We start from the raw sequence: 26,557 nt of genomic DNA, 5'->3' as shown, positions 1-26,557 counted from the left end.
AATGACTGACTACTTACTGCTTTTTGTCGGCACAGTGCTGGTGAATAACTTCGTCCTGGTGAAGTTTCTCGGCCTGTGCCCGTTTATGGGCGTTTCCAAAAAGCTCGAAACCGCGATGGGAATGGGGCTGGCAACCACCTTCGTCATGACCCTCGCCTCTATCTGCGCCTGGTGGATCGATAACTGGATCCTGATTCCTCTGGGTCTGACCTATCTTCGCACCCTGGCATTTATCCTGGTCATTGCCGTAGTGGTGCAGTTCACCGAAATGGTGGTGCGTAAAACCAGCCCGGCGCTCTATCGCCTGCTCGGCATCTTCCTGCCTTTAATCACCACTAACTGTGCGGTGCTTGGCGTGGCGCTGCTCAATATCAATCTTGGGCATAATTTTATGCAGTCCGCGCTGTATGGTTTTTCTGCAGCGGTTGGCTTCTCGCTGGTGATGGTACTGTTTGCCGCCATCCGTGAACGCATGGTTGCGGCCGATGTTCCGGCGCCGTTTCGTGGTAACGCCATCGCGCTGGTGACCGCAGGACTGATGTCTCTGGCCTTTATGGGCTTCAGTGGTCTGGTGAAGTTGTAATGAATGCAATCTGGATCGCCATCGCCTCGCTCAGCATGCTGGGTCTGGTGTTTGGCCTCATTCTTGGATATGCCTCCCGCCGCTTTGCGGTCGAGGATGATCCCGTTGTTGAAAAAATTGATGAACTACTGCCGCAGAGCCAGTGTGGGCAGTGCGGCTACCCCGGCTGCCGCCCTTATGCCGAAGCGGTCGGTAACGGCGGAGAGAAAATAAACCGTTGCGCCCCTGGCGGCGAAGCGGTAATGCTCAAAATCGCTGAGCTGCTTAACGTCGATCCCCAGCCGACCGACGGCGAAGAGGCCGCTGAGCCCGTGCGTATGCTGGCGGTTATTGATGAGCCAAACTGCATCGGCTGCACCAAATGTATTCAGGCCTGTCCGGTAGATGCCATCATCGGCGCCACCCGCGCCATGCACACCGTGGTTGAAGATCTGTGCACCGGCTGTAATCTCTGCGTTGCGCCGTGTCCAACGCAATGTATTGAGCTGCGTCCGGTCAGCCCTACGACTGACAGCTGGAAATGGGATCTTCAAACCATTCCGGTTCGTATTATTCCTGTGGAACACCATGCTTAAGTTATTTTCTGCCTTCAGAAAAGAGAAGATCTGGGATTTCGATGGCGGTATTCATCCGCCGGAGATGAAAAACCAGTCCAGCGGTACGCCGCTGCGTCAGATTCCGCTGGCAACGCGTTTTATCATCCCGCTTAAACAGCACATTGGTGCTGAGGGTGAACTGTGCGTGAAGCCGGGTGATACTGTACTGCGCGGCCAGCCGCTGACCTTTGGTCGTGGCCGGATGTTGCCGGTACATGCGCCAACGTCAGGTCAGGTGGTGGCCATCGCGCCTCATACCGTCCCCCACCCTTCCGCCTTATCTGAACTGTGCGTCGTGATTGAAGCCGATGGCGAAGATCGGTGGTGTGAGCGCGAGGGCTGGAGTGATTATCGCAGCCAAAGCCGCGAGGCGCTGATTGAGCGTATCCACCAGTTCGGCGTGGCTGGCCTTGGCGGGGCGGGTTTCCCTACTGGCACCAAACTGCGTGGCGGTGGCGATAAGATTGAAACCTTAATTATCAATGCCGCCGAGTGCGAGCCTTATATCACCGCCGATGACCGTCTGATGCAGGACTGCGCAGCGCAGGTTGTGGAAGGTATCCGCATTCTGGCGCACGTGTTACAGCCACGCGAAGTGCTGATTGGCATTGAAGATAATAAACCGCAGGCCATCTCCATGCTGCGTGCGGTGCTGGCGGGCAGCCATGATATCAGCCTGCGGGTGATCCCCACGAAATACCCCTCTGGCGGTGCGAAGCAGCTCACCCAGATTTTAACCGGCAAGCAGGTTCCTCACGGCGGTCGTTCGTCGGATATCGGCGTGCTGATGCAAAACGTCGGTACCGCCTATGCGGTTAAACGCGCGGTGATTGACGGCGAGCCGCTGACCGAACGTGTCGTGACCCTGACTGGTGAATCCGTTTCACGTCCGGGTAACGTCTGGGCGCGCCTGGGTACCCCAATTCGCCATCTGCTTGAGCAGGCAGGTTTCTGTCCAGGCCCTGAGCAGATGGTGATTATGGGTGGCCCGCTGATGGGCTTTACCCTGCCCTGGCTGGACGTCCCGGTCGTAAAAATTACGAACTGCCTGCTGGCTCCCTCGGCCAGCGAGATGGGCGAGGAGCAGGAAGAGAAAGGCTGCATCCGTTGTAGCGCCTGTGCCGATGCTTGTCCGGCGGATCTGCTGCCCCAGCAGCTCTACTGGTACAGCAAAGGTCAATTGCACGATAAAGCCAAAGCGCACAATCTGGCCGACTGCATTGAGTGCGGCGCGTGCGCCTGGGTCTGCCCAAGTAATATTCCGCTGGTGCAGTATTTCCGCGTCGAGAAGGCTGAAATTTATGCCATTTCGATGGAAGAGAAACGGGCTGCAGAAGCAAAAGCCCGTTTTGAAGCCCGTCAGGCTCGTCTTGAGCGTGAAAAAGAGGCGCGACAGGCACGTCACAAGCAGGCTGCGGTGCAGCCTGCAGCGAAAGATCAGGATGCTATCAAGGCGGCGCTGGCGCGCGTACGTGAGAAAAATGCCAACGCCACCGAAGAGGTGGTGATTCAGTCCGGCACCCGTCCGGATAACAGCGAAGCGATTGCCGCACGGGAAGCGCGTAAAGCCCAGGCCCGCGCGCGTCAGGCTGAGAAAACCGCCGAGCTTCACGATCCGAAAATTGATCCATCCGTCGAGGCGGTCGAAGAGGCGATTGCGCAGGCGGAGATGCGTAAAGCGGAAGATCATGATGAGGTCTCCTCAGCAACCGTGGATCCGCGTAAAGCTGCCGTAGAGGCGGCTATAGCTCGCGCTAAAGCCCGTAAAGCACAGGCCGAGGAAACTCCGGTCGACGCCCCGGCAGAGCCGGTTGACCCGCGCAAAGCCGCCGTCGAGGCCGCCATCGCCCGAGCCAAGGCCCGTAAAGCCCAGGCCGAGGAAACCCCGGTCGACGCGCCAGCAGAGCCCTTGGACCCACGCAAAGCCGCCGTTGAGGCTGCCATCGCCCGTGCCAAAGCCCGCAAGACCGAGGCGCAGGAAGCCGCCCCGGCGGAGCCCGTTGACCCGCGTAAAGCCGCCGTTGAGGCTGCTATCGCCCGCGCTAAAGCCCGTAAAGAAGCGCAACAAGAAGAACAGGCCGCCAACGACGACCCGCGCAAAGCCGCCATCTCGGCCGCTATTGCGCGCGTACAGGCAAAAAAAGCCGCACAGCAAGCAGTAAACGAGGATTAAATGGTTTTTAGAATCGCAAGTTCCCCCTATACCCATAACCAGCGCCAGACCTCACGCATCATGATGCTGGTCTGCCTGGCGGCACTACCCGGCATTGCCGTTCAGCTCTGGTTCTTTGGCTGGGGAACGCTCTTCCAGATACTCCTCGGCTGTATCAGCGCCCTCGCCGCTGAAGCGCTGGTGCTCAAATTGCGCAAGATGCCGGTCAGCAAGATTGTCGCCGATAACTCCGCCCTGCTCACCGGCCTGCTGTTGGCGATCAGTATTCCGCCTTTCGCCCCGTGGTGGATTGTGATACTGGGCAGCGTTTTCGCCGTGATTATCGCCAAGCAGCTGTATGGCGGGCTGGGGCATAACCCCTTCAATCCCGCGATGATTGGCTATGTCGTCTTGCTGATCTCCTTCCCGGTTCAGATGACCAGTTGGCTACCCCCCCATGAAATAGCTGCCACCGTACCGGGCTTTATGGATGCTCTTCAGGTGATCTTCACCGGCCACAGCGCCAGCGGAGATATGGACAGCCTCCGGATGGGCGTAGATGGCATTAGCCAGGCCACACCGCTGGATACCTTTAAAACCTCATTGCACGCCGGGCATCCCGTCGAGCAAATTTTGCAGTACCCGATTTACAGCGGCGTGCTGGCAGGTGCGGGCTGGCAGTGGGTCAACCTGGCCTATCTGTTGGGCGGCGTATTTCTGCTGCAACAAAAGGCGATTCGCTGGCATATCCCGGTGAGCTTTATTGTCACGCTGGCGGTATGTGCGACGCTCGGTTGGCTCTTCTCTCCCGAATCGCTGGCAAGCCCGCAGATCCACCTGCTCTCCGGTGCCACCATGCTCGGCGCGTTCTTTATCCTCACCGACCCCGTCACCGCCTCTACCACCAATCGGGGACGTCTGATTTTTGGCGCGCTGGCAGGCCTGCTGGTGTGGCTGATTCGCTCCTTTGGGGGCTATCCGGACGGTGTTGCTTTTGCCGTGCTACTGGCAAACATCACCGTACCGTTAATTGACTACTACACGCGTCCGCGCGTTTACGGCCATCGCTAAGGGAACCGCCATGCTGAAAACCATGCAGAAACACGGCGTGACCCTGGCGATTTTCGCCGCGGCCCTGACCGGGCTCACCGCGCTGGTGAATGAGCTGACCAAACCGACTATCGATCAGCAGGCTGCCCGTCAGCAAAAAGCGCTGTTCGATCAGGTGATCCCGTCAGAGGTCTATGATAATGATCTGCAGCAAAGCTGCTTTATCGTTCAGGCGCCGCAGTTGGGGAAAGGGAACCATCGCGTTTTTATTGCCCGTAAAGGCGATACTCCGGTTGGGGCAGTCATGGAAGCGACAGCTCCGGACGGCTACTCCGGTTCTATTCAACTGCTTGTCGGGGCCGACTTTGCGGGTACCGTTCTTGGCACCCGCGTGACCGAACATCATGAGACGCCAGGCCTTGGGGATAAAATTGAAGTCCGTCTGAGCGACTGGATTTTGCAGTTCGCGGGCAAGGTGATTAACGGTGATAATGATACCGCCTTTGCCGTTAAGAAAGATGGCGGCGAGATTGATCAATTTACCGGCGCCACCATTACGCCACGCGCCGTGGTCAACGCGGTGAAACGTGCAGGGCTTTATGCGGAAACGCTGCCTGCGCAACTCAACAATCTTCCGGCCTGTGAGGAGTAATCATGAGCCAGGTTAAAGAGGTAATCGTCCAGGGTCTCTGGAAGAACAACTCGGCATTGGTACAGCTGCTGGGGATGTGTCCCCTGCTGGCGGTGACATCCACAGCGACCAATGCGGTGGGTCTGGGGCTGGCAACCACGCTGGTGTTAACCCTGACCAACTTCTCTATCTCAGCCCTGCGTCGCTGGACGCCATCGGAAATTCGTATTCCAATCTACGTCATGATTATCGCCTCGGTGGTAAGCGTGGTGCAGATGCTGATCAACGCTTATGCCTTTGGTCTGTATCAGTCTCTGGGGATCTTTATTCCGCTTATCGTAACCAACTGCATCGTAGTAGGCCGTGCGGAAGCCTTTGCGGTGAAAAACGACCCGGCCATCTCTGCGCTGGACGGCTTTTCTATTGGCATGGGCGCCACCTGCGCCATGTTTGTGCTCGGTTCGATGCGTGAAATTCTGGGTAACGGAACGCTCTTTGACGGTGCAGATGCACTGCTGGGCGGCTGGGCGAAGGCGCTACGCATCGAAGTCTTCCACACCGATACCCCGTTCCTGCTGGCAATGTTGCCACCTGGTGCCTTTATCGGCCTTGGCATGATGCTGGCGGTGAAATACCTGATTGATGAGAAACGCAAACGTCGTGCGGCAGCCCGCAGCGTAAGCGTTGAAGATGGCGCGGCCGGGAAAGCCTGATGAACAAAGAGAAGCGTATTGCGATTCTGCAACGCCTGCACGATGAAAATCCGCACCCTACGACGGAGCTGAAGTTTACTTCGCCTTTCGAACTGCTGATTGCTGTGCTGCTCTCAGCCCAGGCGACGGACGTCAGCGTCAACAAGGCCACCGCGCTACTCTATCCGGTGGCAAATACCCCGGAAGCGATGCTGGCGCTGGGCGTGGATGGCGTAAAGCAGTACATCAAAACGATTGGCCTCTTTAATAGCAAAGCGGAAAACGTGATCAAAACCTGCCGGATCCTCGTTGAACAGCACGGTAGCGAGGTACCGGAAGATCGCGCAGCCCTGGAGGCGTTACCTGGCGTGGGGCGCAAAACGGCGAACGTGGTATTAAACACGGCGTTCGGATGGCCGACAATCGCAGTAGATACCCATATCTTTCGCGTCTGCAACCGCACCCAGTTCGCCCCCGGGAAAAATGTCGAGCAGGTTGAAGAGAAGCTTCTGAAAGTGGTCCCTGCCTCGTTTAAAGTGGATTGCCATCACTGGCTCATCCTTCACGGGCGTTATACCTGTATTGCGCGCAAACCACGTTGTGGCTCGTGCATCATTGAAGATCTCTGCGAATATAAAGAGAAAGTCTACGCCTGAACCGTCGTCCGACGGTTCATTATTACCCCTGGCAACAGCAAGCCTTTGAAACCCAACCTGTCTGTTCGCTTTTTATACGTCGATCCTGCTCTTGCTTTGCCAACGCGCAGTGATTTCATAGGGCGCATTAACGGAAAGACAGGTTAATTGTTTTTTTGTCAGCGAAAATTTCTATAACTCTGTGATCGCGATCACCCTGATAACGCGATGTTAGTTTTTTGTGTATAAAAGACGGGTAACCCCTTCCGCGCGCAGGTGATACAACCGCCCATTCAACATATCTGACCAGCTAATTTTCAGAACATAGCCCATATCACTACTCAAACAACCAAACAGCAGAACATATCGCCATAAGCCCATTCTCTCCCCGCCCTGGTAGTGAAAAAATCCAGTAAAACCTAATGGATGAAATTTAACGCTAAATAACATTTAGGTTTCTGGCGTATTGTATCGGCTTAGTTAAATGTAACAGACCATTACAAATGTATTGCCAGATGGGTCAGGATAGTGAACATTACCCGCCGTTTCCCCTCCCACTATAACTATAAAGCGGATGGTTTTTTAGACATCACGCTATGAACACCCCCGTTAATATGGGATGTAAAAAAAGAGGTATATGTGTCTACTGCAAACAATAAACCAGCGGAAGAGAGCGTAAGTCTTAACGCTTTCAAACAACCTAAATCGTTCTATCTCATCTTCTCTATCGAGTTATGGGAGCGTTTTGGTTTCTACGGCCTGCAAGGGATCATGGCGGTTTACCTGGTTAAACAGCTGGGTATGTCAGAAGCCGATTCCATCACGCTGTTCTCTTCTTTCAGTGCGCTGGTATATGGCCTGGTCGCGATTGGCGGCTGGCTGGGCGATAAAGTCCTAGGTACCAAACGTGTTATTTTGCTGGGTGCCATCGTTCTGGCAATCGGCTATGGCCTGGTCGCCTGGTCCGGCCACGATGCAGGTGTGGTCTATTTAGGGATGGCGACGATTGCCGTGGGTAACGGCCTGTTTAAAGCGAACCCGTCCTCACTGCTCTCTACCTGCTATAACAAAGACGATCCGCGTCTGGACGGTGCATTCACCATGTACTATATGTCCATCAATATCGGCTCCTTCTTCTCCATGCTGGCGACCCCGTGGCTGGCGGCAAAATTCGGCTGGAGCGTGGCATTTGCCCTGAGCTTCGTCGGGCTGCTGATCACCGTGGTGAACTTCCTGTTCTGCCGCAGCTGGGTTAAAGAGTACGGTTCTAAACCGGACTTCGCTCCTGTGCAGATGGGTAAATTGCTGGCAACCATCGTAGGTGTGGTTGTACTGGTTGCCATTGCCACCTGGCTGCTGCACAACCAGGGCATCGCGCGTGCGGTTCTGGGCGTGGTTGCACTGGGTATTGTGATTATCTTCGGTAAAGAAGCCTTCTCTATGCAGGGTGCTGCACGTCGTAAGATGATTGTGGCCTTCATTCTGATGGTTGAAGCCATTGCCTTCTTCGTGCTTTACAGCCAGATGCCGACTTCACTGAACTTCTTCGCCATTCGTAACGTTGAGCACTCTATCCTCGGTATCGCGTTCGAGCCGGAGCAGTTCCAGGCGCTGAACCCATTCTGGATCATGGTCGGTAGCCCGATTCTGGCGGCGATTTACAACAAGATGGGTGACCGTCTGCCAATGCCGCACAAATTCGCTATCGGTATGGTGCTGTGCTCGGGCGCCTTCCTGGTGCTGCCGCTGGGTGCGAAATTCGCCAGTGATGCGGGTATTGTCTCTGTTAACTGGCTGATCCTGAGCTACGCGCTGCAGTCTGTCGGCGAGCTGATGATCTCCGGTCTCGGTCTGGCAATGGTTGCTCAACTGGTGCCGCAGCGTCTGATGGGCTTCATTATGGGTAGCTGGTTCCTGACCACCGCGGGCGCAGCGATCATTGCAGGTAAAATTGCCTCCCTGATGGCGGTACCGGAAAACGTGACCGATCCGCTGCTCTCCCTGAATGTTTATGGCTCCGTGTTCCTGCAGATTGGTATTGTGACCGCCGTTATCGCAGCGCTGATGCTGCTGACGGCCCCGAAACTGAACCGTATGACTCAGGACGACGACACGACGGCGAAAGCGAGCAGCACCGCGACCGCGTAATGTCATCGGGAAACGACTGAAGAGAAGCCGCTAACTGTGCGTTAGCGGCTTTTTTTTTATCTGGCGGCGCACTAACATAGCGATAACCTTAGCCAAAAGGAGTTACCGATGAAACTGTTCTACAAACCGGGTGCCTGTTCGCTTGCGTCACATATCACGCTGCAAGAGAGCGGTAAAGATTACACGCTAAACGGCGTTGACCTGATGAAGAAACGCCTGGAAAACGGCGATGATTTTCTCGCAATTAACCCGAAGGGACAGGTTCCTGCGCTACTGCTTGATGATGGCACGCTGCTGACTGAAGGGGTCGCCATCATGCAGTTCCTGGCTGACGCCGTGCCGGATCGCCAGCTGCTGGCCCCTACTGGCAGCGTCGCGCGCTACAAGACGCTGGAGTGGATGAACTACATCGCTACCGAGCTGCATAAAGGCTTTACGCCGCTCTTCCGCCCGGATACGCCTGAAGAGTACAAACCGACCGTCCGCGCGCTGCTGGAGAAAAAACTGCAGTACGTGAACGACTCCCTGAAGGATGACCAGTGGATTTGCGGCCAGCGCTTTACGATTGCCGATGCCTATCTGTTTACCGTACTGCGCTGGGCACGTGCGGTTAAACTGAATATGGAAGGTCTGGGCCATATCGCGTCCTATATGGATCGCGTGGCGGCACGTCCGACGGTGGCAGCTGCGCTGCAGGCTGAAGGGCTGAACTAAGCGTCACCGGGCGGCGCAATGCCGCCCGGCATCTTTTAAAGCTGTGTCGCGCTGAAATAGTGCTCTGGCTGGGCAATGCGTTCCTGCGCCGCAACCACCTGCAGTTCGTACTCCTGCATCCCCTTCGTAGCGACCATGATCTCGTACACCGCTGCGGTAACGTGCTCCAGAGCCTCACGCAGGCTTGCCCCCTGGAGCAGCTTCACCAGCAGCAGACCGCTGGTCACATCGCCGACGCCCACCGGCTGGCGTACCCCAAAATCCACCAGCGGACGGCTGATGTGCCAGGCTTCGTCTTTGGTAACCAACAACATTTCAAAGCGATCCTGACTTAAACCCGCGCGTGCCAGATGTTTTACCAGCACGATTTCAGGCCCCTGAGCGATCAACTCCCGCGAGGCGGCGACCGCTTCTTCAACGTTTGTCACCGGATGCTCGCAAAGAATTTCCAGCTCCACGAGATTGGGGGCAATGATATCGCTGGCCGGCAGTGCATGGCGCACGTGAAACTCCGCCACGCCCGGCGCCACAATGCAGCCCTTCTCCGGATGGCCCATCACCGGGTCGCAGAAATACTTCGCACCGGGGTTTGCCGCCTTCACCTGGCGCACAATACCCAGAATGTGCTCGCCCTGCTCCGCCGAGCCCAGATAGCCGCTTAACACCGCGTCGCAGGTTTTAAGTTTATCTATCTCAGCGATCCCCTGCACAATCTCGGTCAAGTGCGACGGCGGCATGACGCAGCCAGCCCATTTACCGTACTGCGTATGGTTAGAAAACTGGACGGTGTTTAAAGGCCAGACGTTGGCGCCAAGGCGACGCATTGGAAACTCTGCGGCGCTGTTACCCGCATGGCCAAACACGACGTGGGACTGGATGGCGAGGATGTTCTTCATGTTTTACTTACCACAACCCTGAAAAAATAAAGGGGCGTGGTTTCCCACGCCCCTGTGTACTAATTATTACTTCCAGCAGACCAGACAGTAATTTTTCTTCCCGCGACGCAGCAGCGTGTAGCGGCCGTAGAGGCGATCGCCCTCAACGAAGGTATATTCCGGATCGGCCTGTTTTTCGCCATTGATCGTGATGGCATTGGAGGCGATGGTTTTACGTGCCTGACCACGCGACGGCTGCAGCTCTGAATCAACCAGCGCCTGCATCAGGTCTGCGCCCTTTTCCATCTCAACCATAGGTACGCCATCCTGCGCCAGCTGCTCGAAGTCAGCCTCGCTCAGATCGCTCAGGGTGCCGTTGAAGAGGCTGGCGGTAATGCGTTTTGCCGCAGCCAGCCCCTCTTCACCGTGTACCAGTTTGGTCACTTCATCCGCCAGCACATATTGCGCGCGTGGGGCTTTACCGCTGTTTTTATCTTCTTCTTCCAGGGCGTTGATGACTTCAATGTCCATAAAGGTGAAGAATTTCAGGAAGCGATAAACATCGGCATCCGCGGTGTTAATCCAGAACTGGTAGAACTTGTACGGGCTAGTCTTCTTCGGATCAAGCCATACCGCGCCGCCTTCGGTTTTACCAAACTTGGTACCATCGGCTTTGGTGATCAGCGGAACGGTCAGACCGAAGACCTGGTTCTGATGCAGACGGCGAGTCAGGTCGATGCCGGAGGTAATGTTACCCCACTGATCGGAGCCGCCAATCTGCAGCGACACGCCGTGCAGCTTGTTCAGACAGGCAAAGTCATAACCCTGCAAAAGGTTATAGGAGAACTCGGTAAAGGAGATGCCCTGATCGTCACGATTCAAACGCTGCTTCACCGCTTCTTTGTTAATCATCTGATTTACAGAGAAGTGCTTGCCGATATCACGCAGGAAGGTCAGCACGTTCATGCCGCCAAACCAGTCGTAGTTGTTAGCAGCAATCGCAGAGTTATCGCCACAGTTAAAGTCGAGGAACGGTGCAACCTGTTTGCGGATTTTATCCACCCACTCCTGCACGGTATCTTCGGTGTTCAGTTTACGCTCGGCGGCTTTAAAGCTTGGGTCACCAATCAGACCGGTTGCGCCACCCACCAGCGCGACAGGCTTATGGCCTGCCTGCTGGAAGCGTTTCAGGCATAACAAAGGAACAAGATGCCCCAAATGCAAGCTGTCAGCGGTGGGATCGAAGCCGCAATAGAGCGCGATGGGACCTTGCGCCAGCAGCGAAGCTAACGCTTCTTCATCCGTCACCTGAGCCACCAGGCCCCGCTCTTGCAATTGTTTAATCAAGTTACTGCTTGCCATCAAATGCTCCATTAATAATCGACTGCACCTCTGTCGGTACACGACTTTTCGCCAGACGCGAAAGAGACATAGAATAAAGCGCAAGCGCGGCATGCGCTAGCGCTTAACACAACAAATTTCGGGGATTACGGAGCCAGACGGTCGATTTTCCAGCCGCCATTATCGCGCTGGTATAAAAAGCGATCGTGAAGACGGTGTTCACCGCCCTGCCAGAACTCCATCTGATCGATGGGGATACGGAATCCGCCCCAGAAACTGGGAAGCGGCACTTCGCCCTGCTGAAACTTTTGCTTCAGTTCGAGGAATTTACTCTCCAGCACGCCACGTGCGGAGATGCGGCTTGACTGCTTAGAGACCCAGGCACCTATCTGGCTATCACGTGGGCGACTATGGAAATATTTCACCACCTCGAGCGTAGACAGACGTTCCACTTTGCCGGTCACCATGACCTGACGCTCCAGCATATGCCAAGGGAAAAGCAGGCTGATACGCGGATTGTTCTCCAGATGGTGGGCTTTGCGGCTGCCGAGGTTGGTATAAAACACCAGACCTTTCTCATCAAAGTGCTTGAGCAATACGATGCGCTGATAGGGCTGGCCATTTTCATCAACGGTCGCGACAACCATGGCCGTGGGATCGGCCAGTTTCGCTTCGCAGGCCTGTTTCAACCAGCGTTCAAACAGCACCAGCGGTTCAGCAGGCAGGTCCTGACGGCGCAGCCCCCCTTTGGTGTATTCACGGCGCAGATGCGCAATTTGCTGCAAGTGATCGTTATCTGACATGGCGTTATCTGAGATAAGAAGTGGGTGGCGCTATTGTGCGCCGCCCCTTTGAAAATCTCAACGCTTCGGATTCTGCAGCTGGCAGTTGTTCATGACGATGCGATCGCGCTTATAAATTGTGGCCGTGTCTCCCTTAGACCAGAAGACATAGACCCCATCGGTATAGCGCGCCCCGGAGGCAGAGATCCCCTGCTTCAGGTTCAGCAGTTTGTTGTCATAGACGAAGCTCACTTCCTGGCGCGGGTTATTGAGATTGACGGTGATCGGTTTCTCATCGCACTGGTACTCCAGTTTGTCTGTCTGCATACGTTCGACAAACTGGTTGTAGTAGCTACAGCCGGAGAGTAAGAGAGGGGCAATCACAAGCAGCAGTTTTTTCATGGATCTGTTCCAAAGACTTTCCTGGTCCTGGAGGGTGAAATCACCCTCCCACATGCCCTTAGTGTACTGCCTGCCTGGTAAGGCGAATTTCAGTTAACTCTGATTTTGCCGGGGGTTAGCGGGATAGACCGCTCCCAGCACGCTTGCTTCACGCGCACCGGTCACAGAGGGCAAATTCCCTGGTAACCCCGCCACGGTACGCCAGGCCAGCCAGGCAAATGCCAGCGCCTCCATATCGTCCCCACTGATACCCGCTTCATCGGTTGTGGTGACTTCGGTACCCGGCAGTAACGCGGCCAGACGAGCCATTACCAGTGGGTTTCGGCTGCCGCCACCGCAGACCAGCAGACGTTCGCAGCCGCCGCTGAGCAGAACCTGTTCGGCAATAGATACCGCCGTGAGTTCGACCAGCGTCGCCTGGACATCCTCCGCTGCCAGTCCCGGGAAGGTGACGAGGTGGCGCTCAAGCCAGCCGTAATTGAAATATTCGCGCCCGGTGCTTTTCGGTGCCGGTGCGGCAAAATAGGGATCGCTCAGGAGATTCTGCAGGAGGGGGAGGATCACCTTCCCGCTACGGGCCCACTGCGCGTCCTTGTCATAGGGTTTGCCCATCTGTCGCCAAATCCAGGCATCCATCAGCATATTGCCTGGCCCGGTATCGTAACCCCGAACCGGCTGGCCAGGGATTAGCAATGAGAGGTTGGCGATCCCGCCAATATTCAGCACCATTCGCCGTTCAGTGGGATGCGTGAGCAGCGCCTGATGAAAGGCGGGCACCAGCGGTGCACCCTGCCCGCCTAACGCAATGTCACGGCGGCGAAAATCGCCCACCACCGTCACGCCGGTTCGGGCCACAATCTGATTGTTATCGCCAATTTGCAGGGTATGCGGGGCATCGCCGGTCGGTTCATGCCAGACGGTCTGGCCATGACAGCCAATGGCGACCACATCCTGTGGGCGCAGATTCTCCTGGTCCAGCAGCGCCTGTACCGCCTCGGCAAACAGCTGCCCCAGACGGGTATCCAGCTGTCCCAACTGGGAGAGCGTCAACTGTTGGCCCTGACAGATGTCGAGAATGGCCTGTTTGAGTTCGGGGGGGATAGGCCAACTGAGGCTGGCCTGTTGTGCCACCATATTCTCATCGATTGCCGCGAGAACAACATCCACACCGTCGAGACTGGTTCCTGACATAACGCCGATGTAACGACCCGATTTCATACGCTTTCCTTTATTCGCGTGGGGGAGTGGCCCACTCCATCATAAACGCCGGGGCAATGCTATGGCGGGATAATACTTTTTAACACTCCCGCGCCAGCCGAGCGATATTCTCATTTTTCAGCGCCAGAATTGTGCCCATTTTTTAAGCCGTTTATCTTTCGTTACGTCAAAATCCAGTACCATTCTGCTGGTGTTTACGCAAGAATATGATCTATGGCAGCCAATGCCTTATAATTTAGCCATAACGGATGCTCTTTGAGCGTTTTTGGTGAACAGGAGATTCAAATGATTTTACGTGTACTGGCTGTTTCCCTTGTAGGGTTTACACTGGCAGGCTGTGTCAACGACAGTTCCCTCTCAGGGGATGTCTACAGTGCTTCTGAAGCGAAACAAGTTCAGAATGTCACCTACGGAACCGTTGTTAACGCTCGCCCGGTACAAATCCAGGGTGGAGACGAAAGCAACGTTATTGGTGCACTTGGCGGTGCGGTATTGGGTGGTTTCCTGGGTAACACCGTTGGCGGGGGCGCCGGTCGCAGCCTTGCAACAGCGGCAGGTGCCGTTGCCGGTGGTGTAGCGGGCCAGGGTGTCCAGGGTGCAATGAACAAATCTCAGGGCGTAGAGCTTGAGATTCGTAAAGATGACGGTAGCACCATCATGGTAGTGCAGAAACAAGGGGCAACCAGATTCGCCGCCGGGCAGCGTGTCGTGCTGGCCAGCAATGGCAGCCAGGTGACCGTCTCCCCACGCTAACCGTGAATATCAGCAGCGCTAAGTAAAAAAAAGCCTTGCATCAGCAAGGCTTTTTTAATGTATGGCAGGTTAGCCGCGGGACTGAAGCTCGTTGATATTCTGCTCAAGGCGAGAAATCAACACAATCAGCTGTTCCAGTTCCGCCGGTGAGATACCCGAAAGGATCTCGCCACGCGTCTTGCTGATGACCGCTTCCATCTCAGTGATGATAGGCGCAGCCTTTTCTGTCAGCTTGATGCGTTTGGCACGTCGATCGCTGGCACAGGTTTGACGGGAGATTAGTCCCTTCTCTTCCAGTTGATCGAGCGTACGAACCAGAGATGGCTGCTCAATGCCTATCGCTTTTGCCAGTTGAATCTGCGACTGGTCGGGAGGCAGCTGATGAATGTTATGCAGCGTTACCCAGTGTGTCTGCGTCAGTTCCAGAGGTTTCAGGCGATGGTCAATCAGAGCACGCCAGATGCGTACTAACCTTGCCAGATCAGAACCTAATGGCGATTCCAATTTCATCTCCTTATAATTAGCTTGCTAAGTTATTATACTGATTTTAGAATAGTGTGCAGCATTTATATTGCCAAAACAAATGCAATACGTCCTACATCCTTGATGACACCATGATTTACACTCAAGTTCTGAGGCCGTCGCGCGTCAGGCTGGGTCGTTATGGCCAATTTTCAATTGCAAAGGAACGAGCTGGTGAAAATCACATCTCTCGCCGCGGGGCTACCGCTTCAGGATCTCATCGTGGGTGCATCCATTTATTTCCCTCCGTTATTTAAAGCGGTAATCCCCGGCTTCTTCCTCTGGCTACTGGTCCACCGTTTGCTGCGCGACTGGATCTACGCCGGTGAAATCTGGCATCCGATGCTCATGGATCTCTCGCTGTTCGTGCTCTGCGTCTGCCTGGCGCTGGTTATCCTGACTCTCTGGTGACAACCATGTTAAAAACGCTCAAATATTTTTCCAGTTTAGCCGTGCTTGCGTTGGCCCTGGTCGCCGGATGGTGGGTGTGGAATTACTACATGCAGTCGCCGTGGACCCGGGACGGCAAGATCCGCGCCGAGCAGGTCAGCATTACCCCGCAGGTTTCCGGTGCGATTACGGCCTTAAAGGTGAAAGACAATCAACTTGTCCACAGCGGCGACGTGTTGTTTCAAATTGACGAGACCCCCTATCATATCGCGGTGCTGAATGCGCAGGCGCAGCTGGCGAAAGCCCAGTCCGATCTCGCCAAAGCCAACAATGAAGCGAATCGTCGCCGCCACCTGTCACATAACTACATTTCGGCAGAAGATCTGGATACCGCCAATATCAACGTGAAGGCGATGCAGGCAAGCGTAAAAGTCGCTGAAGCGACGCTAAAACAGGCCGAGTGGCAGTTGACGCAGACGGTGGTTAAAGCCCCGGTGGATGGCTGGGTAACCAACCTCTCCACCCGCACCGGCGATTACGCCACCACCGGCCAGCCGCTGTTCGCCCTGGTGGACAGCCACTCGTTTTACGTGGTGGGATATTTTGAAGAGACCAAGCTACGCCATATCCGTACTGGCGCCCCGGCTCAAATTACCCTCTATAGCGGCGGTGTGACGTTACAGGGTCACGTCGGCAGCATTGGCCGTGCCATCTTTGATCAGAGCGTGGAGACCGACTCGGGGCTGGTACCGGACGTGAAGCCGAATATCCCCTGGGTACGGCTGGCTCAGCGTATTCCGGTGCGTATCGAGTTCGACGAGCTGCCCAGGGATCTGACGTTGGTCTCCGGCACCACCTGTAGCGTCTCTATCGGAACAGCCCGGTGACACTCTCTACGTTCAGCTGGCGTAACACGCCGTGGCTCAAGGCGACCCCTGGGCAGTGGCGCTACGCGCTGCGCAACGGGATTGCTATGTGTCTGGCATTGACCTGCGCCTATTACCTGAATCTGGATGAACCTTACTGGGCGATGACCTCTGCGGCAGTGGTCAGCTTCCCTACCGTCGGCGGTGTCATAAGTAAAAGCCTGGGCCGCGTGGCGGGCAGTCTGTTAGGTGCGACCGCCGCGCTGATTATTGCCGGACACACGCTGAACGATCCGTGGCTGTTTTTATTCTGTATGGCGACCTGGCTTGGGGTCTGTACCTGGGCCTGCGCCCACTTCACCAATAACGTCGCCTATGCTTTTCAACTTGCAGGCTATACGGCGGCCATCATCGCCTTTCCGGTCATCAACATTCTTGATACCACGGAGTTATGGGATATGGCGCAGGCGCGGGTATGCGAAGTCATGCTCGGCATACTCTGCGGTGGTCTGATGATGATGATCCTGCCCAGTACCTCCGACGGGACGGCACTCATTACTGCTCTACAAAATATGCACGCCCGACTGCTGGAGCATGCCAGGCTGCTCTGGCAACCTGACACCAACGATGCAATCCGTCTTGCACACGAAAAAGTCATCGCCCAGATCCTGACCACCAATTTACTGCGCATTCAGGCCTTCTGGAGCCACTACCGTTTTCGCCGTCAAAACGCCCTGCTCAACTATTTGCTCCATCAGCAGTTGCGAATGACCAGCGCAATCTCCAGTCTTCGCCGCATGCTGCTCAACTGGCCCGATCCGCCTGAGACGATCCAGCCGGTCATACAACAGCTGCTGGAGGCGCTGAGCCGTCCGGAGACCGATTTCTATACCGTGGCGCGTATTATCGCACCGCTAAAACCGCAAGAGGGGCAAGATTATCGTCATCACGCCTTCTGGCAGCGACTCCTCTGGTTTAGCCGACTCTACCTGCGGAGTAGCCGCTGGATTGCCATGCTGGAAGCGGCGACACCCATTACCACCTTTAACGTACCGCGCAGCCCGGCGCTGGCCCGGCACACTGATAACCTCGAAGCGTTGTGGAGCGGTTTTCGTACCTTCTGCGCACTAACGCTAATCGGCGCCTGGACTATTGCTACGCAGTGGGACGCCGGTGCTGCCGCGCTGACCCTGGCCGCCATCAGCAGCGTACTGTACTCAGTTTCACCCTCGCCGTTTAAATCGCTCAACCTGCTGCTGCGCACGCTGATCTTGCTCTCGCTGTTCAGCTTTGTGGTGAAGTTCGGGCTGATGGTGCAAATAAGCGACCTCTGGCAGTTCCTGCTGTTCCTCTTCCCCTTGCTCACTACGATGCAGCTTCTCAAGCTACAGATGCCGAAACTGGCGGGACTTTGGGGGCAGTTGATCGTTTTTATGGGTTCTTTTATAGCGGTGACCAATCCACCGACCTATGACTTTGCCGATTTCTTAAATGACGATCTGGCTAAAATCCTGGGCGTCGGGCTGGTCTGGCTGGCGTTTGCAGTATTACGCCCGGGCTCTGACGCGCGTAAAAGCCGTCGTCATATTCGTGAATTGCGGCGTGGGTTTGTCGACCAGCTCAGCCGCAGGCCTCAGCGGGATGAGAATGGTTATGAGTCGCTGGTTTATCATCATGTCAGTCAGCTTAATACCAGTCAGGATGCGCAGGCGCGTCGCTGGCTGCTGCGCTGGGGGGTAGTGTTACTCAACTGTTCGCATGTGGTATGGCAATTACGCAGCTGGGAGACACGGTCTGACCCACTCTCCCAGGTGCGTGATGTCTGTATTTCACTTCTGCGGGATGTGATGAGCGAACGCGGTGTGCAGCAACGTCCGCTCTCCACCACGCTTAACGAGTTGCAGCGTATCTGCGATACGCTGGCGCGCCATCCGCAGCCGGCGGCGCAGGATCTGGCTGCGCTGGTCTGGCGTCTACACTGCTCATTATCCCAGCTCGAGCATGCTCCCGCGCCGGGGACGCTGGGGGATCAAATGACGCCGCAGGCGTAACGCGCGCCGCCGCCGCCGAGAGGTTTCGGCTGATCGGACATATTGTCACCCCCCACGTGGATCATCAGCGCTTTGCCTTTCACCTCATCCAGTTTTTTCAGTCGAGGGGCCACCACCGCGTCCGTGGCTTTACCGTCGTTGTTCACGACCAATACCGGCAGATCGCCAAGGTGCCCCATACCGTCTGGCCCTTCGTGCTTACCGCTCTGGTGTGGATCAAGGTGTCCCCCCGCCGCTTCAGCCGCCGACGGTTTTCCCTCTTTCATCGCTGGCTGGCAGGAGCCTTTCGCGTGAACGTGGAAGCCATGCTCGCCCGGAGGAAGGGCGTTAAGCGCGGGGGTAAATTCCAGCCCTTTATCCGTTTCGGTGATGGTCACCGTACCGATTGACTGACCTACCCCCTGAGGTGTGACAAGGTTCATCTCAACTTCGTCGCTGGCGGCTTGCGCTCCTGCGCTGACCACCAGCGCCAATATTGCCAGAGTAAAACGCTTCATATGACCTCCTCAGGTTATTTTTTGCCCCTTAAGTTTATACGAGGGGCAAGGATTTCACCGGAAAGTCAGATAAATAGAGATTTAGGGGACGTCGTAACCTAAAGCAGCTTTACGAATGCGGAACCATTGCTGACGTGTCATCTTAAGCTCTTCAGCGGCAATGGCCGAGCGCACGCGTTCGATTTTGCCGGATCCGATAATCGGCAACGGGCGTGACGGCAGGCGAAGCACCCAGGCGTAGACCACCTGTTCAATCGATTGTGCATTCAGCTCGCGCCCCACCTGCGCCAACTCATCGCGCAGCGGCTGGAACTGTTCGTCATTAAACAGACGACCGCCACCCAGGCAGGACCATGCCATTGGACGCACACGTAACTGTTGCAGTTGATCGAGGGTACCGTCCAGCAACAGGGGCTGATGTACCGGCGAAATCTCTACCTGGTTGGTCGCCAGAGTGAAAGGCACACGAGACTGCAGCAGCGCGAACTGCGCTGGGGTAAAGTTCGAGACGCCGAAATGGCGCACTTTGCCGCTCTGGTGAAGTGCCAGGAAAGCCTCTGCAACCTCGTCAGCATCCATTAAAGGGTCCGGGCGGTGGATCAGCAACAGGTCGATATGGTCGGTCGCCAGATTTATCAGCGACTGCTCAGCGCTTTGCACAATGTGGTCGCGATCGGTGATGTAGTGACCCAGGGCATGCTCGGGTTTGGCGGTGGTGGCGATACCGCATTTGGTCACCACCTCCATCCGCTGACGCAGCGACGGCGCCAGCTTCATCGCTTCGCCAAACGCCGCTTCGCATTGATAACCGCCATAGATATCCGCGTGATCGACGGTGGTGATCCCTAAATCAAGATGTTCTTCAATAAAGCTCACCAGCTGGCGGGCGGACATGTTCCAGTCCATCAAACGCCAGTAACCCATCACAAAACGCGAGAATTCCGGCCCCTGCGGGGCGAGAGTAATACGCTGAACCATTGGATTTTCCTCAACATAAAGATGAGATGAGTATACGCATTTTGCAGGTTAAAACAGTGAGGGTTGCTGGGGTTCTTCGGCATCGGGCGGCCTGTTTGCGCGTAATTTGCGCAGCAGACGTTGGCGACAGAGGCGCAGTACCTCCTGCTTTTGCGCGTCGCTCAGGGTTTGCCAGTTAAAGCGCTCCTCCCGGCTACGCATACAGCCCCGGCAGAATCCACGTTCATCCGACTGGCAGATACCCCGGCACGGGCTCTGAACGGGAAAAAACTCCAGTTGTTCTGCCACACCCACCTCCCGGCCCAATGAATAGAGTAAAGTGAAGACCTTAAGCCGGGGTTACGCAAGGCGTCAATATCAGAAATGTGGGGCTAAGGTTTCACTAATCTTTGCTCCTTATACTCGCGTCATCACAACAATGAAGGGTTTTACTGATGATGCGCCTTTTTAATAAGTTACAGTGTAACGATACCCGGTTTACGCTCGGCTGCGCGCTCTTTTTTACACTTTTGAATGCCCTGTTCATTCATCGTAGCTGGGCCATTATTGCGCCAGCCCGACTGCATGAATATCTCTTCGCGTTCTCGATTCCAGTGGTGCTGTTCTGCGGCTGGGTAATCGTTTTTAGCTTTTTAAACATCCCGCTGATTCGTAAACCGCTGCTGGTGCTACTGACGCTGGGCTGCGCCGCGGCGACTTGGTTCATGTTTACCTACGGGGCGGTTATCGATCAGAACATGATGGTGAACGTCTTCGAGACGAATTCACAGGAAGCGACGGCGTTGATTACCCCGCAGTTGGTGCTATGGCTGACGGTGGCCGGGCTGGTGCCGGCTGTGGTGTTGGCGATGGTTCGCATCCGCCCTGCCCGCTGGTGGCATGTGCTGGTGATGCGTCTGGCGTCGATCCTGGGAAGCCTGTTGATTATTATTTTGATTGCCGCCCTCTTCTATAAGGATTACGCCTCGCTGTTTCGCAATAACAAAAGCATCGTCAAGATGGTCACGCCGGCGAACTACGTGAGTGCGATAGTGAAATACAGCAAAGCGCGCTGGTTTGAAGGCGATCAAACCCTGATTCGGCAGGGAGAAGATGCCCATAAAGGGCCGGTTTTGCTGGCTCAGCATAAAAAAACCGTGCTGGTGCTGGTGCTGGGCGAGGCCTCACGGGCAGAAAACTATTCGCTCAATGGCTATGGGCGTGAGACGAATCCGGAACTGAAAAAACAGAACGTGATTAACTTCCCCCAGGCGTCGTCCTGTGGCACCGAAACTGCCGTTTCTGTACCCTGCATGTTCTCCGGAATGCCGCGCAAGCAGTATGATGCCGATCTCGCCCATCATAAGGAGGGGCTGATGGACGTGCTCGCCCACGCGGGTGTGAATCTGTTGTGGCGCGATAATGACGGAGGCTGTAAAGGAGCCTGCAATCGTGTGCACTTTACCGATATGACCCAGTGGAAGCAGGATCAACTCTGCAAAGACAGTGTCTGCATTGATGACGTTGATCTCTATCGTCTGGATAAAGTACTGGACGGTCTGAAGCAGGACAGCGTGCTGGTTATTCACCTGATGGGTAGCCACGGCCCGGCCTATTATCGGCGCTATCCGCCGCAGTTCCGTCGTTTTACGCCCACCTGCGATACCAATGAAATTCAGAACTGCGATCATCAGGCGCTGCTTAATACTTACGACAACACCATTCTCTACACCGATAGCGTGGTGAGCAAAACGATTGATGCGCTGAAGGCCCGACAGAACAGCATGAATACGGCGCTGATCTATCTCTCCGACCACGGTGAATCGCTGGGAGAAAACGGCCTCTATCTGCACGGTACCCCGTATATGCTGGCACCGTCGCAACAGACCCATATTCCGTTTTTGTTCTGGCTATCGGCGGATTATCAGAAAGGCTTCGGCATTGACGAACAGTGCGTGCGCCAACAGGCGCAGACCGAGGCCGTATCGCAAGATAATCTGTTCTCCACGGTGCTCGGCATGATGAATGTGCAAACCTCGGTGTATCAGCCTCAAAGCGATTTGCTGAACCCCTGTCGACGAACATAACGCTTGCATTAGACCGAACGGTCTACTACATTGGGGCCATGAACAGAAACACTGAACACGATACCCGCGAACACCTCCTGGCCACCGGTGAAAAGCTCTGCATGCACAGGGGATTTACCGGCATGGGGTTGAGCGAACTCCTTAAAACTGCCGATGTGCCAAAGGGGTCGTTTTACCACTACTTCCGCTCGAAAGAGGCGTTTGGGGTGGCATTGCTCGAGCGGCATTACGCTAATTACCATCAGCGCCTTGCTCAACATTTTACGGGCGGCGCAGGTAATCATCGTGATCGTGTGCTGGCGTATTATCAAGAGACGCTGAACCAGTTTTGTTCGCAGGGCATAATCAGTGGATGCCTTACCGTGAAGCTCTCTGCCGAGGTGTGCGATCTTTCAGAGGATATGCGCACAGCGATGGACAAAGGGGCCAGCGGGGTGATTACCCTCCTCGCTCAGGCGTTGTCTGCGGGGCGTGATGAAAAATCACTGAGCTTTATTGGCGAGCCGTTGACCCAGGCACAAGTGCTCTACTCCTTGTGGCTGGGGGCGAACCTGCAGGCCAAAATATCGCACAGTGCCGTACCGCTTGAGAGCGCGCTGGCGCACGTCCAGAACATCATTATCACGCCTGGTGGTTAACAGGCGTTTTTATTTCGCACTTTACTAGACGACCGGTCTACTCAGGAGACGCTATGTCAGCTTCAAAATTGTTTACCCCACTGAAAGTCGGTGCCGTGACCGCGCCAAACCGCGTATTTATGGCCCCGCTGACCCGTCTGCGCAGCATTGAGCCGGGTGATATCCCGACGCCGCTGATGGGCGAATATTATCGCCAGCGCGCCAGCGCAGGTCTGATTATCTCCGAAGCAACGCAGATTTCCGCCCAGGCGAAAGGCTATGCCGGTGCACCGGGTCTGCACAGCCCGGAACAGATTGCCGCGTGGAAAAAAATCACCGCAGGCGTACATGCTGAAGAGGGACGTATTGCCGTTCAGCTGTGGCATACCGGGCGTATTTCGCACAGTAGCATTCAACCTGACGGCCAGGCGCCGGTATCGGCCTCAGCCCTGAACGCCAGCACCCGCACCTCGCTGCGCGACGAACAAGGCCGCGCTATCCGCGTGGATACCACTACGCCGCGCGCGCTGGAGCTCGAAGAGATCCCTGGTATTGTGAATGATTTCCGACAGGCGGTGACAAACGCCCGTGAAGCCGGCTTCGATATGATCGAGCTGCACTCTGCGCACGGATACCTGTTGCACCAATTCCTCTCCCCGTCTTCTAACCAGCGTACCGATCAGTACGGCGGCAGCGTTGAAAACCGCGCGCGCCTGGTGCTGGAAGTGGTCGATGCTGTGGTAGCTGAAATCGGTGCTGACCGCGTCGGTATTCGCGTATCACCGATTGGCAGCTTCCAGAATGTGGATAACGGCCCGAACGAAGAAGCCGATGCGCTGTACCTGATCGAAGAGCTGGCAAAACGTGGCATTGCCTATCTGCACATGTCCGAGCCTGACTGGGCCGGTGGCCAGCCTTACTCTGAAGCATTCCGTGAAAAAGTGCGTGCCCGTTTCCAGGGCGTCATTATCGGTGCGGGTGCGTATACACCTGAGAAAGCGGAAGATCTGATCAACAAAGGTCTGATTGATGCCGTTGCTTTTGGCCGCGATTATATTGCTAACCCGGATCTGGTCGCGCGTTTGAAACATAAAGCAGAACTCAACCCGCAGCGTCCGGAAAGCTTCTATGGCGGCGGTGCTGAAGGTTATACCGATTACCCAACTTTATAAACGGCGCATTGATAGCGGCGACACTTCGCCGCTATACTAAAACATCGTTTCTGTTCAAGATGATAAAAAGTTAAGAGGATATTATGCGCTTACTTCATACCATGCTGCGTGTTGGCGACCTGCAACGTTCCATCGAATTTTACACCAACGTGCTGGGCATGAAATTGCTGCGCACCAGCGAAAATTCGGAGTACAAATACTCCCTCGCCTTTGTCGGTTATGGCGAAGAGAGCGAAGAAGCGGTCATTGAGCTGACCTACAACTGGGGCGTGGACAGCTATGAGCTGGGCACCGCTTACGGTCATATCGCGCTGGAAGTGGACAACGCAGCAGAGGCGTGCGAGCGCATCCGTGCCAACGGCGGTAATGTCACCCGTGAAGCTGGCCCGGTTAAAGGCGGCACCACCGTGATTGCGTTTGTTGAAGATCCAGACGGTTATAAAATTGAACTGATTGAAGCCAAAGACGCCGGTCGCGGTCTGGGCAATTAATCCCCCGGGCGCGCTACGCGCCCGTTGTTTTACTGCATCCCTTCTCAAAATTTGCCATAATGCGCACTGCTTTTTCCCCCTTTTAAGAGACCCAGATGTCCGATATCGCTCAATTTTCCGGTCTGTGTGACCGTTTTCGTGGCTTTTATCCTGTCGTCATTGATGTAGAAACCGCCGGATTTAATGCTAAAACCGATGCGCTGCTTGAGATCGCCGCGATCACGTTGAAAATGGATGAACAGGGCTGGTTGATGCCGGACGAGACGCTGCATTTCCACGTGGAACCTTTTGAAGGTGCCAATCTGCAGCCAGAGGCGCTGGCCTTTAACGGCATCGACCCGCACAATCCGCTGCGTGGCGCGGTAAGCGAATACGACGCTCTGCACGCCATCTTCAAAATGGTCCGCAAGGGGATGAAAGACCAGAACTGTAATCGCGCCATTATGGTCGCCCATAACGCGACCTTCGATCATAGCTTTATGATGGCTGCCGCCGAGCGCTCTTCCCTGAAACGCAACCCGTTCCACCCGTTTGTGACCTTTGACACCGCGGCCCTGAGCGGACTCGCGCTGGGTCAGACGGTGCTGTCTAAAGCCTGTATTACCGCGGGTATTGAATTTGATGGCAGCCAGGCACACTCAGCCCTCTATGATACTGAGCGTACCGCGGAGTTGTTTTGCGAGATCGTCAACCGCTGGAAACGCCTGGGCGGCTGGCCGCTGCCGATAGGCGACAGCGAGGAATAAAAAAAGCGACCGTAAGGTCGCTTTTTTGCATGGCGAGAGACGTTACTCTGCGCTCGGCTCTTCCGATTTGTACTTGGCAGCGGTCTCTTTGATGAGCTGCTGCAGTTCACCGCGCTGATACATCTCGATCAGGATATCGCAGCCGCCAACCAGTTCACCATCAACCCACAGCTGTGGGAAGGTCGGCCAGTTTGCGTATTTCGGCAGCTCGGCGCGAATGTCCGGGTTCTGCAGAATATCAACGTAAGCAAAACGCTCACCACAGGCAGAAAGCGCCTGCACTGCTTGTGCGGAAAAACCACAGCTTGGCAGCTTCGGAGAACCTTTCATGTACAGGAGAATCGGGTTTTCAGCGATTTGCTGCTGAATTTTTTCAATAGTGGTGCTCATGTCTTGCTTCCTTTAACTTCTGTTACGGCAATCGTCTGTCATTGTAGCGTTTCAGAACGACAACGGAAAATAACATTTTCGTCACGTTATCTATTGTATCGCGCTACCGATAAAGCTGCATTCTAAAAGTAACAAAACCCTGTTCTGTCCAGGGTTTTGTTCAGCGAATGTACAATACGCTCACTTTATGGTGATTTTTTTTGCGCTCGCTAACGAAACGTCGTTTTAGCGGTGAAAGTTTATTAACTTTGTCCCTTTTTATGGATTAGAATCGACGGGCTTTGTAAATCACACGCGGGTATTATTGTTGCCCGGAATTATTAGGGGATTGCCCAGTGGCGCGGATAAATAAAATCTCGATCACGCTCTGTGCTTTGCTGTTTACGACACTGACTTTCACCTCAACGGCGACCGCCTCAGAGCAGGCGCGGACCTCGGCCGTGCAAAAAAAACATCTGGTGAAAGTGACGGAACCCAAGAAAAAGAGCAGCAGCAAAAAAACCACGAAGAAAGAGAGCAGTAAAAAGAGCAGTAGCAAAAAAAACCTCGCAAAAACGCAGACCGCCTCCTCCAGTAAAAAAAGTAAAACCTCTTCCCGCACCGCGCCCAAAACCGCTTCTCGCGTGGTGACTGAAAAATGCACCGTCCGAAAAGGCCATAAAACCCGCTGCGTCAAAACCAGCAAGCCCACGACGCTTGCCGAGGCGCATAAAGTGCGGATGCAGAAAGCGCAAAAGACGGCAATGAATAAACTGATGGGCCAGATTGGTAAACCTTATCGCTGGGGTGGCAACTCGCCACGTACCGGTTTCGATTGCAGCGGTCTGGTCTGGTATGCCTATAAAGATCTGGTGAAGTTCCGTATTCCACGTACCGCCAATGAGATGTACCACCTGCGCGATGCCTCGCCGGTCAATCGCGGCGAACTGGAGAGCGGGGACCTGGTCTTCTTCCGCACTCAGGGTCGCGGTACCGCCGATCACGTGGGGGTGTATGTGGGCAATGGGAAGTTTATTCAGTCTCCACGTACAGGTCAGGATATTCAGATCACCTCCCTGAGTGAAGATTACTGGCAACGCCATTATGTGGGTGCCCGCCGCGTCATGACCCCGAAAACCATTCGTTAACGCCCCACCCCGCTGCAACTGCAGCGGGATTTACAACGCTTTAACCCCACTCCGCTATTTGCTACCCTAACC

The 26,557-nt window shown here is 55.3% G+C and carries 29 protein-coding genes; 19 read left to right on the top strand and 10 right to left on the bottom strand.

Features of this window, described 5'->3' with window-relative positions:
• The first annotated feature begins 1 nt into the window (after position 1).
• The 9 genes from rsxA (at position 2) to gstA (ending at position 9,201) form a co-directional block, all read left to right on the top strand.
• Complete coding sequence (rsxA, locus tag JZ655_RS09395) at positions 2-583, top strand: electron transport complex subunit RsxA (RefSeq protein ID WP_046887210.1); 582 nt, start codon at positions 2-4, stop codon at positions 581-583.
• A complete protein-coding gene (gene rsxB / locus JZ655_RS09390; RefSeq protein ID WP_207293639.1) occupies positions 583-1,158 on the top strand; it encodes an electron transport complex subunit RsxB in 576 nt (191 codons plus the stop codon). The genes rsxA and rsxB overlap by 1 nt, the downstream gene beginning before the upstream one ends.
• Positions 1,151-3,352 carry an electron transport complex subunit RsxC gene (gene rsxC, locus JZ655_RS09385; protein ID WP_207293638.1) on the top strand — a complete coding sequence of 734 codons (2,202 nt, stop codon included), beginning with the start codon at positions 1,151-1,153 and terminating at the stop codon, positions 3,350-3,352. The genes rsxB and rsxC overlap by 8 nt, the downstream gene beginning before the upstream one ends.
• A complete protein-coding gene (gene rsxD, locus JZ655_RS09380) occupies positions 3,353-4,402 on the top strand; it encodes an electron transport complex subunit RsxD (RefSeq protein WP_207293637.1) in 1,050 nt (349 codons plus the stop codon).
• Positions 4,403-4,412: 10 nt separating this feature from the next.
• The gene (gene rsxG, locus JZ655_RS09375) at positions 4,413-5,033 is read left to right on the top strand and encodes an electron transport complex subunit RsxG (RefSeq protein WP_207293636.1); all 621 of its coding nucleotides are present in this window, start codon (positions 4,413-4,415) and stop codon (positions 5,031-5,033) included.
• Positions 5,034-5,035: 2 nt separating this feature from the next.
• Positions 5,036-5,725 (top strand): electron transport complex subunit E, encoded by a 690-nt coding sequence (locus JZ655_RS09370; protein WP_207293635.1) that lies wholly within the window; start codon positions 5,036-5,038, stop codon positions 5,723-5,725.
• Complete coding sequence (nth, locus tag JZ655_RS09365; RefSeq protein ID WP_046885983.1) at positions 5,725-6,360, top strand: endonuclease III; 636 nt, start codon at positions 5,725-5,727, stop codon at positions 6,358-6,360. Before JZ655_RS09370 ends, nth begins: the two co-directional genes overlap by 1 nt.
• 618 nt (positions 6,361-6,978) lie before the next feature.
• Positions 6,979-8,487, top strand: coding sequence for a dipeptide/tripeptide permease DtpA (gene dtpA, locus JZ655_RS09360; protein ID WP_046885982.1), 1,509 nt, complete (start codon positions 6,979-6,981; stop codon positions 8,485-8,487).
• A gap of 108 nt (positions 8,488-8,595) precedes the next feature.
• The gene (gene gstA, locus JZ655_RS09355) at positions 8,596-9,201 is read left to right on the top strand and encodes a glutathione transferase GstA (protein ID WP_040075902.1); all 606 of its coding nucleotides are present in this window, start codon (positions 8,596-8,598) and stop codon (positions 9,199-9,201) included.
• A gap of 35 nt (positions 9,202-9,236) precedes the next feature.
• Here the strand turns inward: gstA and pdxY are convergent, their stop codons facing one another.
• The 5 genes from pdxY to anmK all read right to left on the bottom strand — a co-directional run bounded on the left by pdxY (position 9,237) and on the right by anmK (position 13,819).
• A complete protein-coding gene (gene pdxY / locus JZ655_RS09350) occupies positions 9,237-10,097 on the bottom strand; it encodes a pyridoxal kinase PdxY (RefSeq protein ID WP_207293634.1) in 861 nt (286 codons plus the stop codon).
• 66 nt (positions 10,098-10,163) lie between these two features.
• Complete coding sequence (tyrS, locus tag JZ655_RS09345) at positions 10,164-11,438, bottom strand: tyrosine--tRNA ligase (RefSeq protein WP_040075905.1); 1,275 nt, start codon at positions 11,436-11,438, stop codon at positions 10,164-10,166.
• A 125-nt stretch (positions 11,439-11,563) separates the two neighbouring features.
• Positions 11,564-12,220: a pyridoxamine 5'-phosphate oxidase gene (gene pdxH, locus JZ655_RS09340; protein ID WP_046885980.1), complete on the bottom strand. Its 657-nt coding sequence runs from the start codon at positions 12,218-12,220 to the stop codon at positions 11,564-11,566.
• A 57-nt stretch (positions 12,221-12,277) separates the two neighbouring features.
• Positions 12,278-12,601, bottom strand: coding sequence for a C-type lysozyme inhibitor (gene mliC / locus JZ655_RS09335; RefSeq protein ID WP_040075907.1), 324 nt, complete (start codon positions 12,599-12,601; stop codon positions 12,278-12,280).
• Between the two features lie 93 nt (positions 12,602-12,694).
• Positions 12,695-13,819 (bottom strand): anhydro-N-acetylmuramic acid kinase, encoded by a 1,125-nt coding sequence (anmK, locus tag JZ655_RS09330; protein WP_040075908.1) that lies wholly within the window; start codon positions 13,817-13,819, stop codon positions 12,695-12,697.
• Between the two features lie 285 nt (positions 13,820-14,104).
• On the opposite strand from anmK, the gene slyB reads away from it, so the two are divergent.
• On the top strand, positions 14,105-14,572 hold the full coding sequence (slyB, locus tag JZ655_RS09325) for an outer membrane lipoprotein SlyB (RefSeq protein WP_046885978.1): 468 nt from the start codon (positions 14,105-14,107) through the stop codon (positions 14,570-14,572).
• A 69-nt stretch (positions 14,573-14,641) separates the two neighbouring features.
• On the opposite strand, the gene slyA is transcribed toward slyB, so the two are convergent.
• The gene (gene slyA, locus JZ655_RS09320; protein WP_281064310.1) at positions 14,642-15,082 is read right to left on the bottom strand and encodes a transcriptional regulator SlyA; all 441 of its coding nucleotides are present in this window, start codon (positions 15,080-15,082) and stop codon (positions 14,642-14,644) included.
• A gap of 186 nt (positions 15,083-15,268) precedes the next feature.
• Here slyA and JZ655_RS09315 point away from each other — a divergent pair, with 186 nt between their 5' ends.
• From JZ655_RS09315 to JZ655_RS09305, 3 genes are read left to right on the top strand one after another with little or no spacing between them, the layout of a single operon-like run.
• Positions 15,269-15,505 (top strand): DUF1656 domain-containing protein, encoded by a 237-nt coding sequence (locus JZ655_RS09315; protein WP_412098735.1) that lies wholly within the window; start codon positions 15,269-15,271, stop codon positions 15,503-15,505.
• Positions 15,506-15,510: 5 nt separating this feature from the next.
• Entirely contained in the window at positions 15,511-16,371 is an 861-nt protein-coding gene (locus tag JZ655_RS09310) for an efflux RND transporter periplasmic adaptor subunit (protein ID WP_207293632.1), read from the top strand.
• Positions 16,368-18,401, top strand: a complete 2,034-nt coding sequence (locus tag JZ655_RS09305; protein ID WP_207293631.1) for an FUSC family protein — start codon at positions 16,368-16,370, stop codon at positions 18,399-18,401. The genes JZ655_RS09310 and JZ655_RS09305 overlap by 4 nt, the downstream gene beginning before the upstream one ends.
• On the opposite strand, the gene sodC is transcribed toward JZ655_RS09305, so the two are convergent.
• The 3 genes from sodC to JZ655_RS09290 all read right to left on the bottom strand — a co-directional run bounded on the left by sodC (position 18,380) and on the right by JZ655_RS09290 (position 20,164).
• Positions 18,380-18,898 carry a superoxide dismutase [Cu-Zn] SodC gene (gene sodC / locus JZ655_RS09300; protein ID WP_040075913.1) on the bottom strand — a complete coding sequence of 173 codons (519 nt, stop codon included), beginning with the start codon at positions 18,896-18,898 and terminating at the stop codon, positions 18,380-18,382. The genes JZ655_RS09305 and sodC overlap by 22 nt on opposite strands.
• Positions 18,899-18,979: 81 nt before the next feature.
• Positions 18,980-19,876 (bottom strand): aldo/keto reductase, encoded by an 897-nt coding sequence (locus tag JZ655_RS09295; protein ID WP_207293630.1) that lies wholly within the window; start codon positions 19,874-19,876, stop codon positions 18,980-18,982.
• Positions 19,877-19,924: 48 nt separating this feature from the next.
• On the bottom strand, positions 19,925-20,164 hold the full coding sequence (locus tag JZ655_RS09290; protein ID WP_040075915.1) for a DUF1289 domain-containing protein: 240 nt from the start codon (positions 20,162-20,164) through the stop codon (positions 19,925-19,927).
• Positions 20,165-20,313: 149 nt separating this feature from the next.
• On the opposite strand from JZ655_RS09290, the gene eptA reads away from it, so the two are divergent.
• The 5 genes from eptA (at position 20,314) to rnt (ending at position 24,968) form a co-directional block, all read left to right on the top strand.
• Positions 20,314-21,942: a phosphoethanolamine transferase EptA gene (gene eptA / locus JZ655_RS09285; protein WP_207293828.1), complete on the top strand. Its 1,629-nt coding sequence runs from the start codon at positions 20,314-20,316 to the stop codon at positions 21,940-21,942.
• 38 nt (positions 21,943-21,980) lie between these two features.
• The gene (locus JZ655_RS09280; RefSeq protein ID WP_207293629.1) at positions 21,981-22,580 is read left to right on the top strand and encodes a TetR/AcrR family transcriptional regulator; all 600 of its coding nucleotides are present in this window, start codon (positions 21,981-21,983) and stop codon (positions 22,578-22,580) included.
• Between the two features lie 53 nt (positions 22,581-22,633).
• Positions 22,634-23,731 (top strand): alkene reductase, encoded by a 1,098-nt coding sequence (gene nemA / locus JZ655_RS09275; RefSeq protein ID WP_207293628.1) that lies wholly within the window; start codon positions 22,634-22,636, stop codon positions 23,729-23,731.
• Between the two features lie 83 nt (positions 23,732-23,814).
• Complete coding sequence (gloA, locus tag JZ655_RS09270; RefSeq protein WP_207293627.1) at positions 23,815-24,222, top strand: lactoylglutathione lyase; 408 nt, start codon at positions 23,815-23,817, stop codon at positions 24,220-24,222.
• A 95-nt stretch (positions 24,223-24,317) separates the two neighbouring features.
• On the top strand, positions 24,318-24,968 hold the full coding sequence (gene rnt, locus JZ655_RS09265) for a ribonuclease T (protein WP_046885971.1): 651 nt from the start codon (positions 24,318-24,320) through the stop codon (positions 24,966-24,968).
• A gap of 42 nt (positions 24,969-25,010) precedes the next feature.
• Here rnt and grxD read toward each other — a convergent pair whose 3' ends face one another.
• The gene (gene grxD / locus JZ655_RS09260) at positions 25,011-25,358 is read right to left on the bottom strand and encodes a Grx4 family monothiol glutaredoxin (protein WP_207293626.1); all 348 of its coding nucleotides are present in this window, start codon (positions 25,356-25,358) and stop codon (positions 25,011-25,013) included.
• A gap of 335 nt (positions 25,359-25,693) precedes the next feature.
• On the opposite strand from grxD, the gene JZ655_RS09255 reads away from it, so the two are divergent.
• A complete protein-coding gene (locus JZ655_RS09255; RefSeq protein ID WP_207293625.1) occupies positions 25,694-26,485 on the top strand; it encodes a C40 family peptidase in 792 nt (263 codons plus the stop codon).
• Positions 26,486-26,557: the final 72 nt, after the last annotated feature.

This window comes from Leclercia pneumoniae, from assembly GCF_017348915.1.
In the GTDB taxonomy this organism is placed as follows: Bacteria; Pseudomonadota; Gammaproteobacteria; order Enterobacterales; family Enterobacteriaceae; genus Enterobacter; species Enterobacter pneumoniae.
This window is presented reverse-complemented; position numbering and strand designations above follow the sequence as displayed.